Origin of the sequence: Flavobacterium sp. TMP13 (genome assembly GCF_050847115.1) — a bacterium.
GTDB lineage: Bacteria > Bacteroidota > Bacteroidia > Flavobacteriales > Flavobacteriaceae > Flavobacterium.
The window spans coordinates 3,358,322-3,371,862 of the sequence record NZ_CP193656.1 but is presented as its reverse complement, the minus strand read 5'-3'; the positions used below and the strand labels follow the sequence as shown (position 1 = coordinate 3,371,862).

The 13,541-nt window shown below is 33.5% G+C and carries 18 protein-coding genes; 5 read left to right on the top strand and 13 right to left on the bottom strand.

The window, feature by feature from the left end:
- Positions 1 to 28: 28 nt before the first annotated feature.
- The 7 genes from ACRASX_RS14570 to ACRASX_RS14540 all read right to left on the bottom strand — a co-directional run bounded on the left by ACRASX_RS14570 (position 29) and on the right by ACRASX_RS14540 (position 4,619).
- On the bottom strand, positions 29 to 403 hold the full coding sequence (locus tag ACRASX_RS14570; protein WP_066306185.1) for a DNA topoisomerase IV: 375 nt from the start codon (positions 401 to 403) through the stop codon (positions 29 to 31).
- A 131-nt stretch (positions 404 to 534) separates the two neighbouring features.
- Entirely contained in the window at positions 535 to 1,110 is a 576-nt protein-coding gene (locus tag ACRASX_RS14565; protein WP_432221747.1) for a DUF1572 family protein, read from the bottom strand.
- 2 nt (positions 1,111 to 1,112) lie between these two features.
- Complete coding sequence (locus tag ACRASX_RS14560; protein WP_066306188.1) at positions 1,113 to 1,685, bottom strand: pentapeptide repeat-containing protein; 573 nt, start codon at positions 1,683 to 1,685, stop codon at positions 1,113 to 1,115.
- 17 nt (positions 1,686 to 1,702) lie between these two features.
- Positions 1,703 to 1,924: a DUF6095 family protein gene (locus ACRASX_RS14555; protein WP_066306190.1), complete on the bottom strand. Its 222-nt coding sequence runs from the start codon at positions 1,922 to 1,924 to the stop codon at positions 1,703 to 1,705.
- A 67-nt stretch (positions 1,925 to 1,991) separates the two neighbouring features.
- Complete coding sequence (gene murQ / locus ACRASX_RS14550) at positions 1,992 to 2,810, bottom strand: N-acetylmuramic acid 6-phosphate etherase (RefSeq protein ID WP_432221746.1); 819 nt, start codon at positions 2,808 to 2,810, stop codon at positions 1,992 to 1,994.
- Between the two features lie 284 nt (positions 2,811 to 3,094).
- Positions 3,095 to 3,763 (bottom strand): ZIP family metal transporter, encoded by a 669-nt coding sequence (locus ACRASX_RS14545; protein ID WP_066306194.1) that lies wholly within the window; start codon positions 3,761 to 3,763, stop codon positions 3,095 to 3,097.
- A 91-nt stretch (positions 3,764 to 3,854) separates the two neighbouring features.
- Entirely contained in the window at positions 3,855 to 4,619 is a 765-nt protein-coding gene (locus tag ACRASX_RS14540; RefSeq protein WP_432221745.1) for a class I SAM-dependent methyltransferase, read from the bottom strand.
- A gap of 205 nt (positions 4,620 to 4,824) precedes the next feature.
- On the opposite strand from ACRASX_RS14540, the gene ACRASX_RS14535 reads away from it, so the two are divergent.
- The gene (locus ACRASX_RS14535) at positions 4,825 to 5,997 is read left to right on the top strand and encodes a THUMP domain-containing class I SAM-dependent RNA methyltransferase (RefSeq protein ID WP_066306207.1); all 1,173 of its coding nucleotides are present in this window, start codon (positions 4,825 to 4,827) and stop codon (positions 5,995 to 5,997) included.
- A 78-nt stretch (positions 5,998 to 6,075) separates the two neighbouring features.
- Complete coding sequence (locus ACRASX_RS14530) at positions 6,076 to 6,312, top strand: hypothetical protein (RefSeq protein WP_066306210.1); 237 nt, start codon at positions 6,076 to 6,078, stop codon at positions 6,310 to 6,312.
- An 81-nt stretch (positions 6,313 to 6,393) separates the two neighbouring features.
- On the opposite strand, the gene ACRASX_RS14525 is transcribed toward ACRASX_RS14530, so the two are convergent.
- The 3 genes from ACRASX_RS14525 to rlmD are packed head-to-tail and all read right to left on the bottom strand — an operon-like array spanning position 6,394 to position 9,151.
- Positions 6,394 to 7,188: a DUF6048 family protein gene (locus ACRASX_RS14525; RefSeq protein ID WP_432221744.1), complete on the bottom strand. Its 795-nt coding sequence runs from the start codon at positions 7,186 to 7,188 to the stop codon at positions 6,394 to 6,396.
- A complete protein-coding gene (locus ACRASX_RS14520) occupies positions 7,160 to 7,699 on the bottom strand; it encodes a DUF6452 family protein (RefSeq protein WP_432221743.1) in 540 nt (179 codons plus the stop codon). Before ACRASX_RS14520 ends, ACRASX_RS14525 begins: the two co-directional genes overlap by 29 nt.
- A 39-nt stretch (positions 7,700 to 7,738) precedes the next feature.
- Positions 7,739 to 9,151, bottom strand: a complete 1,413-nt coding sequence (rlmD, locus tag ACRASX_RS14515) for a 23S rRNA (uracil(1939)-C(5))-methyltransferase RlmD (RefSeq protein ID WP_432221742.1) — start codon at positions 9,149 to 9,151, stop codon at positions 7,739 to 7,741.
- A gap of 157 nt (positions 9,152 to 9,308) precedes the next feature.
- On the opposite strand from rlmD, the gene ACRASX_RS14510 reads away from it, so the two are divergent.
- Positions 9,309 to 10,352, top strand: coding sequence for a sensor histidine kinase (locus tag ACRASX_RS14510; protein ID WP_432221741.1), 1,044 nt, complete (start codon positions 9,309 to 9,311; stop codon positions 10,350 to 10,352).
- Between the two features lie 220 nt (positions 10,353 to 10,572).
- Here the strand turns inward: ACRASX_RS14510 and cysM are convergent, their stop codons facing one another.
- The 3 genes from cysM to ACRASX_RS14495 all read right to left on the bottom strand — a co-directional run bounded on the left by cysM (position 10,573) and on the right by ACRASX_RS14495 (position 12,695).
- Entirely contained in the window at positions 10,573 to 11,460 is an 888-nt protein-coding gene (cysM, locus tag ACRASX_RS14505) for a cysteine synthase CysM (RefSeq protein WP_432221740.1), read from the bottom strand.
- A gap of 2 nt (positions 11,461 to 11,462) precedes the next feature.
- Positions 11,463 to 12,254: a serine O-acetyltransferase gene (locus ACRASX_RS14500; protein ID WP_066306329.1), complete on the bottom strand. Its 792-nt coding sequence runs from the start codon at positions 12,252 to 12,254 to the stop codon at positions 11,463 to 11,465.
- Between the two features lie 150 nt (positions 12,255 to 12,404).
- Positions 12,405 to 12,695, bottom strand: coding sequence for a DUF2752 domain-containing protein (locus tag ACRASX_RS14495; RefSeq protein WP_082706543.1), 291 nt, complete (start codon positions 12,693 to 12,695; stop codon positions 12,405 to 12,407).
- A gap of 104 nt (positions 12,696 to 12,799) precedes the next feature.
- Between ACRASX_RS14495 and ACRASX_RS14490 the strand changes: the two genes are divergently transcribed.
- Both ACRASX_RS14490 and ACRASX_RS14485 read left to right on the top strand, forming a co-directional pair.
- The gene (locus ACRASX_RS14490) at positions 12,800 to 12,985 is read left to right on the top strand and encodes a hypothetical protein (protein WP_432221739.1); all 186 of its coding nucleotides are present in this window, start codon (positions 12,800 to 12,802) and stop codon (positions 12,983 to 12,985) included.
- Positions 12,975 to 13,532 (top strand): Smr/MutS family protein, encoded by a 558-nt coding sequence (locus tag ACRASX_RS14485; RefSeq protein ID WP_432221738.1) that lies wholly within the window; start codon positions 12,975 to 12,977, stop codon positions 13,530 to 13,532. Before ACRASX_RS14490 ends, ACRASX_RS14485 begins: the two co-directional genes overlap by 11 nt.
- Positions 13,533 to 13,541: the final 9 nt, after the last annotated feature.

Genomic DNA, 13,541 nt, shown 5'->3' with positions numbered 1-13,541 from the left:
ATTAAAATACTGCGCAAAAATAAATAGATTATTCTACAATTCGGGTTACTTTTCCGTGTTGTTTTTGATCCGATCCAATTAATCCAAATTCAAATGTATACGAATCTTTCTGAGTCGTTAATATTTTCATTCCAATCGACTTTTCTTCTGCTTTGTTTTTTGGATTCAATTTCTTCAAAATATATTCGCAATCGCTTACCCAGCGTATTGATGCAGTATCGGTTTTGCCTTCAAAAGTCTCGATTTCAATATGATCTTTACGCTCAAAAAGTGTCGTTTTAGTCACACCATCCACTTTATGTTCAAACTTAAATTTTCCTGTTTTAAATTCTTTACAATTGTGCTCTGTTTGATAACACGAAAGCAATGCAAAAAGCGGAATAAAGGCAATTAATCTTTTCATTTTAATGTTTTTTTGGAGCTTTTTCCTGCTGTGCACTGCAATCTTTTTTTCGGTAAAAAGCCGTAAAAAAGGATTTTCGCTGCTATCAGGGCTAGGGGTTTATGCCTATAAGCAAAAGTTGTTAGTGTACTTTATTGTAATCGTTTCAATTCGTCATCGGTAAAGTTCTTCATTTCTTTGTCTCCTGCAAACTTTTCGTTATTGTAATTCTGCGAATTGTTTTTTGAAATAGACAAACTGTACCAATTCTCTTTTTTAATTTGTTTGGCATAAAATACAATTTGACCAATGTGATAGGGATAATGTGCTAATTGTCTGTTAATTGCCTCAATTACAGAATGTCCTTCATTTCGAATGTAAACAATGGTTGAAAGATTTTGTGGCTGAAGTGAATTTAGGGTGTTAAAAAGGCAATTCCAACCTTTTTCCCAAAGCTCTAGCACTGCTTCTTTCGTTTTTAAATCATTTTCAAACTCAACATCTCTGTTGCGCCACTCTTTTTCACCATCTGTAGTCAAAAAGTCAGTCCAACGCGAGAGCATATTTCCAGCAAGATGTTTAATGATGGTTGCAATACTGTTTGAATCTTCGTTTGCGGCAGTAAAAAGTTGTTCGGGTTCTAGTTGGTGTATGGCTTTTTCTCCTAGCGTTTTGTAGTATAAAAACTGTTTGCTAACGCTTTCTAAATACGATGCATTTGCTTCCATAATTACACAATTTTAATATCGTATTTGTCTAAAAGACCATCTAAACCTTGTGTTGAAAATTTAGCTTTCTTCATCGGATTAAATTCGGGATCGATTTTATAGTTGTATGCAGTTTTAAAGTCAGCGCCAGCCAATTGTGTATCGTTAAAAATCGCTCCTTCTAAATTGCAGTTTTCAAAAATACTATTGGTTAATGTCGTGCCTACAAAAGTAACTTCTTGCATAGAGCAATGTAGGAATTTTGTTTTCGGCATTTTTTTATTGGTAAAAATGGCATAATCCAAAGTAGATTCTTCAAATTGAACTTGAAATAAAAAATCGTCACACTCGTTAAAGTGAATGCCTAATACCTTGCAGTATTTAAAGGAAACATTTTTTAAACTGGTTCCCATTACATTCATCATCGATAAATTGCAATCAATAAATTCGCAATCCATAAAGGTGTTGTTTGCGAAGTTACTATTTGAAAAATCACAGTTTTTAAACACACAATCTTCAAACTCCCTATTATTGATAATTTTATCAGTATAAGTTACTTTTTCAAAAGTTTTCTGAACGTGAAGTAGATTTTCCATGGTTTTTATTGTAAAAATTAATCGTTAAAAAGTGCTTTCATAATCGTTTGTAGACCTTTAAACATTAGGAACACGGCCGCGAAACAAGCTACAATTCCGATTCCTAAAATAAGGTAATGCCAATTCGTGTGTTTATTCATGAAAGCATTGTAAATGAGAACTGGGCCTAAAAAAAGCAGAGGCAATGCACCTGTTAAAAATTTCACTCCTTTGCTGATCAAGTTTTTATTTGTTGCCATTTTTTATTTTAAAGTTATAAAACCAAAATATAGTAATCTTTCTAGAAGTTTTGTGTCTCTTGCACAATTACTCTTGCAAATTATAGTTTTCAAAAGCTTTTCTTACGCTGCCATATTTGTCTAAAAGTACATTTGCTTCGTCGTACGAAACAGGAATTAGGCCCATGATCATTTTAACACCGCGATCGACCAATTTAGCATTGCTCAATTGCATATCGACCATTTTGTTACCTTTGACCTTTCCAAGCTGTATCATCGCTGCTGTCGTAATCATATTCAGTACCAGTTTCTGTGCAGTTCCTGCTTTCATGCGAGAGCTTCCAGTGATAAATTCTGGACCAACCACCACATCAACAGGAAACTGAGCGGTTTGAGAAAGTGGACTACCAGCATTGCAAGAAATACTTCCAGTAACAATTCCGTTAGCGTTGCACATCTCTAAACCACCAATAACGTATGGTGTGGTTCCCGAAGCTGCTATTCCAATAACCACATCTTTGGTCGTAATATTTTTTGCTTGCAAATCTAACCACGCTTGATCAGGATCGTCTTCGGCATTTTCTACCGCTCGGCGAATGGCAGTATCACCACCCGCAATGATACCAACAACCAAGTCAAATGATACACCAAATGTCGGCGGACATTCCGAGGCATCCACAACTCCTAAACGTCCAGAAGTACCTGCGCCAATGTAGAACAAGCGACCGCCTTTTTTTAATTTAAGAATAACTTGTTCGATAATTTTTTCTATTTGTGGAATTGCTTTTTCGACTGTATCAGGAACGGTCTTGTCTTCGTTATTGATATTTATCAACAATTCGTGAACAGACATTTGCTCTAAATGTTCGTATTTGGAAGCTTGTTCGGTCGTTTTAGTGAAAGTCATTTTTTGTCTTTTGAAGATGCAAAGTTACAAAGGATCATCGAAGTTTAAAAGGTAGTAACTCATTTAAAAATAAGTATTTTTAAAATAAAAGTATAATAAAAACGTTTGCAAATTTAAAGCGATTATAAATCAATTTAAAGCGATAAGAAACTTACAATAACTTAAAAAGTAGTGCTGTTGTAAATTCAATAACTACACTTTTAATCTAAGTAATTTTTTGTCTTACGTTTTTACAGTACATTTTTTAAGAATTAATTACAGTAGAATTATTTTTTTTGTTTCAGTTACAAAACATAGGCCAACACAATTCCTAAGATAATCATAGAAACTTTGGCAATATTAAATTTATGTCCTTCACTACTTTCAAAAATAATGGTGGAGGAGATATGAAATAAAATTCCGATTACAACCGCAGTAATTTGAGTGTAATAATCATTTAAAAAAGTAAAATAATCAGAGGCCACTGTACCAAGAGGTGTCATTAAGGCAAAGGTAATCATGAAAGCAAAAATGGCTTTTTTGTTCAGTTCTGCATTGATGAAAAAAGTAGTTAAAATTATCGCAATTGGCAAGTGATGAATTGCAATTCCTATCGCCAAATCATGGTGATGACCAACCGGAAAGCCTTCTAAAAAAGCATGGATACACAAACTGATAAATAACAGCCACGGAATTTGATTCATAATTGGTTTTCCGTGCACGTGTCCGTGTTCAGCTCCTTTAGAGAAAAATTCGAGTATGATTTGAAATAAAATTCCAAGCATGATAAACAAACCAGTATTGTGATCGTGACCTTCATATACTTCTGGAAGCAAGTGCATTACTGTTAATGAAAGTAAAAACGAACCGCTAAAAGCAAGTAATAATTTTAAATTGCTTTTGTTTTTAGGCTTGATAATCAGAGCAAAAATATACCCTAAAAGTACAGAAAGTAAAGGTAAAAGGTAATTCATCGTAATACAGGTGTTGTTTTTAAACACTACTAATTTTCAATCGTAAAGAAAAATTTAAGTTTTTTATTCAGTTTTTGAAACTGTAAAAAAGCTACTTAAAAATCATTATTAAACGTTCACTTTCTGTTTTATGGAACTTTTTAAGCTTATAATCTCCAAAAGTATCCAGTAGAAAAATACCTGCCTCTTCCATCAATTCTTCGAAATCTTTAAGTGTCAGGGCTTTTACTTTTTCAGTAAAATGATATTTATTTCCGTTGTCTTCAAAATCAATTTCTTTAAAAATATGACCGTCTAACAAATATCTCTTGATGTGAAAATCAATACCTTCAACTGTTTTAATTTCTTCGGGAACCAAAGTGTTTAAAACTTGGTGTACGTTCATAAAATCAATAACAGCAAAACCGTATTCACTTAAGCTATCCTTGATTGCGATTAAAGTAGTAAGATTGTCTTCGTCATTTTCAAAATAGCCAAAACTGGTAAATAAATTGAAAATTGCGTCAAATTTCTCATCAAATGGCTGGCGCATATCGTGTACTTTAAAATGCAAGTTTTCGTTGTCATTTTTATTCGCTTCAGCAATACTGTTTTCAGATAAATCAGCACCTAAGACGTTAAATCCTAATTGACTTAAGTAAATAGAATGGCGGCCTTTTCCGCAAGCTAAGTCCAATACTTTTGCTTTTTCGGGTAAGTTGAGATAATGGGTCAAATTGTCCATGAAAATTTGAGCCTCTCGGTAATTTCTATCTTTATATAAAATGTGGTAATATGGGGTGTCAAACCAAGAAGAAAACCAAGTTTCGGTTTCGTTATTTGGATTGTTTTCGGACGGATGATGCGCTTCAGACATTTATTCTTTTTCAATTAATTCAAGTCCCGCAAATTTAGTGTATTTTTGCAGAAAACAACTATTTCGGTACCATACAAAGCATTTAAAAGCATTAATTTTTTAAACGCTCTCGAAATTGAATTAATAATGATATTCTTAAAAATAATTTAAGAGAAATATTACATTCAATAGGTTTTGAGTATAATAGTTAGAATTAATAAAGAAAATGGAAGAAAATTTTAGAATGATAGCCAAATGTTTTTTTGGTTTTGAAGAAATATTAGAAAATGAATTGCGTGCTCTTGGTGCTCAGGATGTAGAAAAAGGAGTGCGAATGGTTAGTTTTAAAGGCGACAAGGGATTTATGTATAAAGCAAACTTGTCTTTGCGTACGGCCTTAAAAATTTTAAAACCAATTTATTCGTTTCGAGCCAAAAATGAACAAGCTTTATATAAAGGAGTCTCGGGAGTTAATTGGTCTAAATTGTTAAATGCCAATCAAACTTTCGTTATTGATGCAACAGTGCATTCGGAGTTTTTTAATCACTCTGAATTTGTTTCGCAAAAATGTAAAGATGCCATCGTCGATCAATTTAGAGAGCGTACAGGTCAGCGTCCAAGTATTGATAAAGTATATCCGGATTTAAGAATCAATATTCATATCGATAAAGACCAAGTTTCGGTTGCATTAGATACGTCAGGAAATTCATTGCACCAACGTGGTTACCGTACAGCAACAAACATTGCACCTATAAACGAAGTTTTAGCGGCAGGCGTTTTGTTATTGTCTGGTTGGGAAGGTCAAGGTCACTTTTTGGATCCCATGTGCGGTTCAGGGACTTTTTTGGCAGAAGCAGCGATGATTGCTTGTAATATTCCTGCAAATATTAATCGTAAAGAATTTGCTTTTGAAAAATGGAAAGATTGGGATAATGAATTATTTGATCAAATTGTAAGCAGTTTGTTGAAAAAAGTAAAAGAGTTTCATTATACGATAAAAGGATATGATAAGGCCCCAAGTGCGGTTAGCAAAGCCAAAGACAATATTCGAAATGCTAATTTAGAAGATTATATTACTATCGAGGAAGAAAACTTTTTTGATACAGAAAAGCAAACTCAAGGCACGTTACATATGGTTTTTAATCCACCTTATGATGAGCGTTTGGATATTCATATGGAAGAATTTTACAAAAGCATTGGTGATACGTTGAAAAAAAGCTACCCAGCAACAAACGCTTGGTTTATCACAGGAAACTTAGATGCGTTAAAGCATGTAGGATTGCGTCCGTCGAGAAAAATAAAACTATTTAACGCGAGTATCGAATCGCGTTTGGTAAAATACGAAATGTACGAAGGAAGCAAAAGAACGAAGTTTCAGGTTCCTGAAGAAAATTTATAAAAGTTGAAGACACAAAGAGGTTGAGCTCTTATTAGGTTCCCTAATTTCTTTGTAGCTTTGAACTAAAAAAGAAAAGAAATGACAAAATTACAAATAAGAGCATTTTTATATCAGTTGGGCTGCTTTGCCTGCTTATTTATGTTAGTTCGATTTTTGGTAGGCTCGTATACCGATTTAACTGGGATTTGGGTTCCCATGACTGCTTTTGTAATAGGCACTTTGTTGTCTCCAAAATTTCAAGCGGCTAAAACTAAAGATGGAGAGAAACTTTTTATGAAATGGATTTTTGTAAAAGGTGTTAAAGAAATAGGATAACGATCAAATATAAAATGGCACAGGTATTTTAAATACTAATCATAAAAAGAAAGCTGATTCAATTTTGAATCAGCTTTCTTTTTATTCTTCAAGTTCTATTTTAATTTTCTTTTTATAAATCGGGATAAAATACGAAACGGTGTAATTAAATCCGATACCAAATTTTCCGTCATAGGTTCTGTTGAAACCAGGAATGTATAAATTGTCAAAATTAACAGGTGCATTATTTGTAACTAAACCCTTGATCTGTACGCTGAAACCAACAAATATATTGTTAAATACTTTTGCTTTTAAGCCAGCATTTACTTCAATCCAACTGGCATTTAAGCCGCTATATTTTTGACCAGAAGCTAATGGAGGAACTTCTCCCCAATATGGATTTGGATTGTAGATTTTATAATCAATTAATTCTTGATTGAAAGTACTAAAACCATAACGCATTCCAACAGAGATAATATTTTCCATGTCCAACCAGTTTTCATACGTATTGTAATCAAAACCAGCTTTTATATATTGCCCTGTAGCGTTCGCAGTTAATCTGTCGTCTTCTGTTGTTTTGTTTTCAGTACCAAGTTCGGCCGCCAAATAATATCTTTTAGTTAAACGATAATCACCAACAAGCTCGACACCTTTGTAATTCTTGTCGTATAATCCACGAGTCAATTTGTATAAATCGACACCAACGCGCAAGCCATAACGATCTGTTTTTGTTGCTATTGTATCTGTATTAACTTTTACAGTCTCTTTTTTGGAAATAGAATTTGTAATTTCTACTTCTTTGATGGGAACAGCTAAAGTGTCTTGAGTTTGTGCTTGAACTACTGAAAATCCAAAAATAAACCAAATACTAAAAATATACTTTGATATGTGTTTCATTTTCGAATTCAATATTAGGGTTTTCAAGTCGAACTGATTTCATCCAAAAGCCATCCGCATTTGCTCCATCAGTTCGTAAAAAAGGCTTTTGTGTATCTAGTTGAAATATAGTTTTAAAGCCGCACGCACGAGAAACATAAACATTGTTTCTGGTGTAAAAAACTTCAATTTTATCTTGGTTTGTCAACGTAGCATTTGTACTACCATCATTCAAAATAAAAGTGTAGCTGCAGCTGTCTTCTATTGTTTTTAATGGGATCGAAATGCTTGTTCCGCTGGTGCGAAATTTTGCTTCACCGATTGCATTTTCATTAAAAATAATTCCGTCTTCCATTCCGTCACCAATCACTTTAAGATCGGTCACTTTTTTTGCTAATTCAGGCGTATTACTATCAAAAAAAGAAATTACCAATCGAGGTGTCGTTGGTGTATCTGCATCGCATATGTCATCTTTTTCACATCCAGAAAATGAAAACGCTACCATTAAAAGAAAAATAACTGTTTTTTTCATTGCCTTTTTTTTACAAGATTTACTTTCTAAACCTATCAATTAACGAAGTTCTAAAAGGACAACGTTTTCTACGTGGTGCGTTTGCGGAAACATATCTACAGGACGCACACGAGTCACTTTGTATTTTTCATTCATTAGTGCCAAATCACGTGCTTGCGTAGCCGAGTTACAACTTACATAGACTACTTTTTTGGGTGCAATTTTCATGATTTGCTCTACCACATCCTTGTGCATTCCGTCTCTTGGTGGATCGGTAATAATAACGTCTGGTTGACCATGTTGAGCAATAAAACTGTCGTTAAAAACAACTTTCATATCGCCAACGAAAAACTCACAGTTCGTGATGCTGTTTCTTTCTGCGTTTGCTTTTGCATCTAAAATTGCATCTGGAACACTTTCTACACCAATTACTTTTTTTGCCTCTTTGGATACAAATTGTGCAATAGTTCCTGTTCCTGTATACAAATCATAAACAATTTCGTTACCAGTAAGTCCAGCAAAATCACGCGTTATTTTGTACAATTCGTATGCTTGATCTGAATTGGTTTGGTAAAAAGATTTAGCATTAATACTAAATTTTAAACCTTCCATTTCTTCCAAAATATAGTTTCTACCTTTATATAGAATAATGTTTTGATCGTATATTGTATCGTTTTGTTTGTTATTCACTACAAATTGCAACGATGTAATTTGTGGGAATTTCTCATAAATGTGGTCTAGTATTAATTCTCTCTGCTCATGATTGTTATCAAAAAACTGAAATAAAACCATTAGCTCACCTGTAGAAGAAGTACGAATCATCAAAGTACGCAATAAACCTTCTTGCGCTCGAGGATTAAAAAATTCTAAATTATTAGCTATAGCAAAATCGCGAACTTCGTTACGAATAGCGTTTGAAGGATCTTCTTGCAAATGACATTTTTGGATGTCTAGAATTTTATCCCACATTTTTGGTATATGAAAACCAAGTGCATTTCTGTCGCCTAAATCTTCAGTGCTTTCTATCTCTTCTTCAGTCAGCCAACGGCTATTTGAAAAAGAAAACTCCATTTTATTTCTGTAGAAAAATTTTTTCTGTGAACCTAAAATTGGTTCAAATTCTGGAAGTTCAATTTTTCCAATTCGTTGCAAATGATTTTTGACCTCATTTTGTTTGTAAAAAAGCTGTTGTTCGTAGTTCATATTTTGCCACTTACAACCACCACAAACACCAAAATGATCGCAAATTGGTTCGATACGATGCTCTGAAAATTCGTGAAATTTCACTGCTTTTCCTTCGTAATACGACTTGCGTTTCTTTAAGGTTTGAATGTCCACAACATCACCAGGAACAACATTTGGTATAAAAATAACTTTTCCGTCGGGAGCTTTTGCTACCGAAACGCCTTTTGCACCAGCATCAAGGACTTGTATTTGATGAAAGACAACTTTGTCTGTAATTTTTCTTGCCATGCCGCAAAAATAAGCCTTTGTAAACTCTTTTAAAATTAAAAGAAAAAATATTTTGCAAAAATATTTTTTTTAACATACTAAGACTGTTTAAAAGTTAACTTTGTTTGAAGCAAATTGTCCCAAAAATATGCTTTAATTCATTAATATTAGCCCTACAATGAGGTTTTACCAGAAATTATCACAAATAAGTTTTCTTAAAAAAAGTTATGCCTTTAAGTTTTTATTTGTAGCCTTCGTTGGAATTCATATTCCCTTAATTGGCATATTGTTTTTTGTTTTATATGTAAATACTGCGATTGCACCCAGCTCAATTTTATTGTTTTCTTTAGTGATGACTTTACTGGCCACAGGAATAACCTTGTTGCTTCTTAATAAATTAATTAAACCAATATCGGTTGCTTCTCGAGCTTTAGACAATTATAGAGAAAATAGAGTTTTATCTAATTTACCCATTCAATACACGGATGAAGCAGGGACGTTAATGCTAAATATTCAAGAATCGATTTACGAAACAGAAAGTTTTATCAAAGAAAAACAAGATTTAGTTTTTATGCTTTCTCACGATTTAAAAAATTTTGCAGGAAATCCACAGGGACTTGCTAAATTGATTATTCAAGAAAGTAATTCCGATTCGGTGAAAAATTTGGCTGAGTTAATTTGCCAATCAACTGATTTGCAATTTCGATACATCGAAAATTTCATCAAGTTACTAAAAGAGCAAGACGAAGTAACGCGAATTACGCAAGAGTCCAAATTATTGTATATTAATGATATAGTTGCTATTGCTGTTGAGCAAGTGAGTCAAAGGCTCTTACAGAAAAACATAAAATTAGAAACAGATATTAAAGTAGAGAAGGAGTTGTTAAATATTGATGAAAGTTTTATGACTCAAGTTTTAGTAAACTTGATCGTAAACGCCATTAAGTTTTCATACCAAGATGGAATTGTGAAAGTAAAGGTATTTAAAGAAGATGAAAAACTATACTTTACAATTTCAGATACTGGATTGGGTTTTGATAAAAATCATAAAGAAGAGATCTTTAAAAAATTCACTAAAATGAGTAAGTTGGGTACTGCTAATGAAACTTCAACAGGTTTAGGTTTGTATTTATGCAAAAAAATTATCGAAAGACACGGCGGCAAACTATTCGCTACTAGCGAAGGAAAAAATAGAGGAGCCGTTTTTACGATTGTTTTTTAATGAAGGCCCTTTTGTAGAGTTGGAAGGTTGCAAAACTTCTAAAATTCAAAGTTTATTTCTTCAAACTATTGATACATAGTAGCAATGCAAAACCTCGTTTTATTTCCATTTGTAGCGAAATAGAACGAGATTTTTATTTTTAGCTCTTTGATTTTTTAAAATAGATCAATTTCAAAACTCTGTAATTCTGCAAATTTAAAGATTTGAGACCTTTCGTGCGCTAATCAAATAAATCTGAAGACAAATAGCGATCGCCTCTGTCACAAATAATGGCAACAATAACGCCTGATTCTAATTTTTCGGCAATTTTTAATGCTACAGCAACAGAACCTCCACTACTCATTCCAGCAAAGACACCTTCTTCAAGCGCTAATCTTTTGGTCATTGCTCTGGCCTCTTCTTCGCTGACATCAACAACGGTATCAACTTTAGAGGCATCAAAAATTTTCGGTAAGTATTCTTTAGGCCATTTTCTGATTCCAGGAATTTGAGAACCATCGCTTGGTTGGGCGCCAACTATTATAATGTTAGCATTTTTTTCTTTTAAATAAGTCGACGTACCAATTATAGTTCCTGTTGTTCCCATAGCCGAGACAAAATGAGTTACGGTTCCGTTGGTATCGTTCCAAATTTCAGGACCAGTACTTTTATAATGCGCTTTCCAGTTGTCAGCATTTGCAAATTGATTTAGCATGATATAACCACCTTTTGCTACTTTTTTATCAGCGTAATCTCTTGCTGCAATAATTCCGCCTTGAGCAGGGGTTAAAATTACTTTTGCACCATAAGCACGCATCGTTTGCACGCGTTCTTTGGTTGAATCTTCAGGTAAAACCAATTCGATGTCAATATTAAGCACCTGCGCAATCATTGCTAATGCAATTCCCGTATTTCCACTGGTAGCTTCAATTAACTTATCTCCAGGTTTAATGTCGCCTCTGTCCAAAGCCGCTTGAACCATATTGTAAGCGGCGCGGTCTTTTACGCTTCCACCAGGGTTGTTTCCTTCTAATTTTAATAAAAGTTTAATGTTTTTATTTTTAACCAAATTGACGCTTTCCAGTAAAGGAGTATTGCCAATAAGGTCAACTAGTTTTTGAGCTTGCATAATTACTTGATTTCTTTAATTCGTACTTCAGTTGTTGTCGTGTTTAAAACCATCGATTTGGCTGGAATAGATTTGGTGACCCAAGCATTTCCGCCTACAATACTTCCTTCTCCAATAATAGTGTCACCCCCTAGAATTGTTGCGTTGGCATAAATACATACGTTTTTTTCGACAGTAGGATGTCTTTTGGCGTCTTTCATTTCTTTACTCACACTCAGCGCTCCCAAAGTGACTCCTTGGTATATTTTTACATTTTTTTCAATTATGGCCGTTTCACCAATTACAATTCCTGTGGCGTGATCAATAAAAAAAGGAGAAGCTATTGTTGCACCTGCGTGAATGTCTGTACCGGTAATACGGTGCGCATATTCGCTCATTAATCGAGAAAAAAGTAGCAAGTCTAAATGGTACAACTCATGGCTTAATCGATAAATGGCAATTGCGTAAAAACCTGGATAGCCTAAGTAAACTTCGTCAATACTATTTGAAGCGGGGTCATTTTCTAAAATGTAAGCGGCGTCCTGTTGTAATTGCTCCAAGACAGTTGGAAGAATTTCTAAAAACTTATCCCACATTGAATCGCATAAATTATCTGGCTTTTGACAAGCTAGGTTTGCAATGTCTTTGAATTGAACTTCGAGTTCAGCGATGCTTTTTTCGAGCGGTGCGTTTTTGTCAAATAAAGTATAAAATAACTTCTCGGTAAAAGCTTCTGTTTTTGTTTTGATTCCGTAGTTGATAGACGAATTCTTTTTTAAAGCTTTTAGATTTTCTATGATGAGATTTTTGATCACGATTCTAAAAATTGAATTGTTTTTTGAAAGGTTAAAAGTAAGACGTTTTTTGGGAATAGGATATAAAAGCATTTAAAGAAATTTAATGCTGCGTGTGTTTTTTGTGAAAATGTAGCGTGACTTGAACTTGTTAAATGAAGTGATTTTTATTTAAATTATATAAAACCAGTGTTTGAAAGCATAGCCACCAATCATCAAAAAAGCATTTATAATTCCCAAAATCCAAAGTGCTTTTTTGTAATTTCTTGCTTGGTCTAAAAAATATAAACCTAAAAAGATTAAAAAAAGTAGCGACGAAAAAATGGCGGGATACATTAAAAATGCAGCTTTAAATTCACCTTGAAAAAGTAGGAGTAGAGCACGCTGAAATCCGCAGCCCAAACAGTCGACACCTAAGAGGGTTTTACTCAAACAAGGAAACATGTATTTTTCGAAATTCAATTGATTTAATTTTATACAATTTTACGAAAAATAAATGGGATACTGAAGATATGAAATTTTGCTATTTTAAAGTTTCGTATTTTTGAGCACTGAAAATTTGAAAAATGAAAAAGTTTAGAATACCAATTATGATACTGGCCATTTTAGTTGCTCTTTATCAACAAGTAGCTGATGAGAAAAACGTGTATATCATGGTAGGAGCAATTGCTATTTTTATGTTTGGAATGATGCAATTGAGTGCAAAAACACCGAGTAAAAATCAAGATAAAAAAGAAGAGGATGTTCACTAAAGGAGATAAAGTAGAAGTGTTAGACGAGGCTATACATGGAGTAGTAGTGTCGGTAAAAAGTAATGAAGTTTCGATCGAAACATCAGACGGATTTATGATGACATTTTTTGTCAATGAATTGATTAAGTCGCATGATTCCAATAACTTACTTTCTTCTATTAAAAGTGTTAGTATAGATTCGCTTTCCGCGGAAAAAGAAGAGCCTAAACGTAGAATTTTTGTGAAGGAACCGAAAAGCAAAGGTGAAATTCCCGCTCCAGAATTTGATTTGCATATTGAAAAGCTGGTGCCTAATAAACGTGGAATGTCGAATTATGACATTCTAACTTTACAATCTGAAACGGCAAAAAGACATATTGAATTTGCGATTAGAAACCGAATTCCGAAGATTGTTTTTATTCATGGTGTCGGAGAAGGAATCTTAAAAGCAGAGCTTGATTTCTTGTTAGGTCGCTACGACGAAATAGATTTTAAGGATGGAAATTATCAAAAATATGGTCTAGGTGCAACCGAAGTTTACATCCGTCAAAATACTAAAAACAGCTAAATAGAAAGC

Bases quoted from the DNA above. Each gene is read 5' to 3' on its own strand.
- ACRASX_RS14570 (WP_066306185.1), bottom strand. From the start codon at position 403: ATGAAAAGATTAATTGCCTTTATTCCGCTTTTTGCATTGCTTTCGTGT.
- ACRASX_RS14565 (WP_432221747.1), bottom strand. From the start codon at position 1,110: ATGGAAGCAAATGCATCGTATTTAGAAAGCGTTAGCAAACAGTTTTTA.
- ACRASX_RS14560 (WP_066306188.1), bottom strand. From the start codon at position 1,685: ATGGAAAATCTACTTCACGTTCAGAAAACTTTTGAAAAAGTAACTTAT.
- ACRASX_RS14555 (WP_066306190.1), bottom strand. From the start codon at position 1,924: ATGGCAACAAATAAAAACTTGATCAGCAAAGGAGTGAAATTTTTAACA.
- murQ (WP_432221746.1), bottom strand. From the start codon at position 2,810: ATGACTTTCACTAAAACGACCGAACAAGCTTCCAAATACGAACATTTA.
- ACRASX_RS14545 (WP_066306194.1), bottom strand. From the start codon at position 3,763: ATGAATTACCTTTTACCTTTACTTTCTGTACTTTTAGGGTATATTTTT.
- ACRASX_RS14540 (WP_432221745.1), bottom strand. From the start codon at position 4,619: ATGTCTGAAGCGCATCATCCGTCCGAAAACAATCCAAATAACGAAACC.
- ACRASX_RS14535 (WP_066306207.1), top strand. From the start codon at position 4,825: ATGGAAGAAAATTTTAGAATGATAGCCAAATGTTTTTTTGGTTTTGAA.
- ACRASX_RS14530 (WP_066306210.1), top strand. From the start codon at position 6,076: ATGACAAAATTACAAATAAGAGCATTTTTATATCAGTTGGGCTGCTTT.
- ACRASX_RS14525 (WP_432221744.1), bottom strand. From the start codon at position 7,188: ATGAAACACATATCAAAGTATATTTTTAGTATTTGGTTTATTTTTGGA.
- ACRASX_RS14520 (WP_432221743.1), bottom strand. From the start codon at position 7,699: ATGAAAAAAACAGTTATTTTTCTTTTAATGGTAGCGTTTTCATTTTCT.
- rlmD (WP_432221742.1), bottom strand. From the start codon at position 9,151: ATGGCAAGAAAAATTACAGACAAAGTTGTCTTTCATCAAATACAAGTC.
- ACRASX_RS14510 (WP_432221741.1), top strand. From the start codon at position 9,309: ATGAGGTTTTACCAGAAATTATCACAAATAAGTTTTCTTAAAAAAAGT.
- cysM (WP_432221740.1), bottom strand. From the start codon at position 11,460: ATGCAAGCTCAAAAACTAGTTGACCTTATTGGCAATACTCCTTTACTG.
- ACRASX_RS14490 (WP_432221739.1), top strand. From the start codon at position 12,800: ATGAAAAAGTTTAGAATACCAATTATGATACTGGCCATTTTAGTTGCT.
- ACRASX_RS14485 (WP_432221738.1), top strand. From the start codon at position 12,975: ATGTTCACTAAAGGAGATAAAGTAGAAGTGTTAGACGAGGCTATACAT.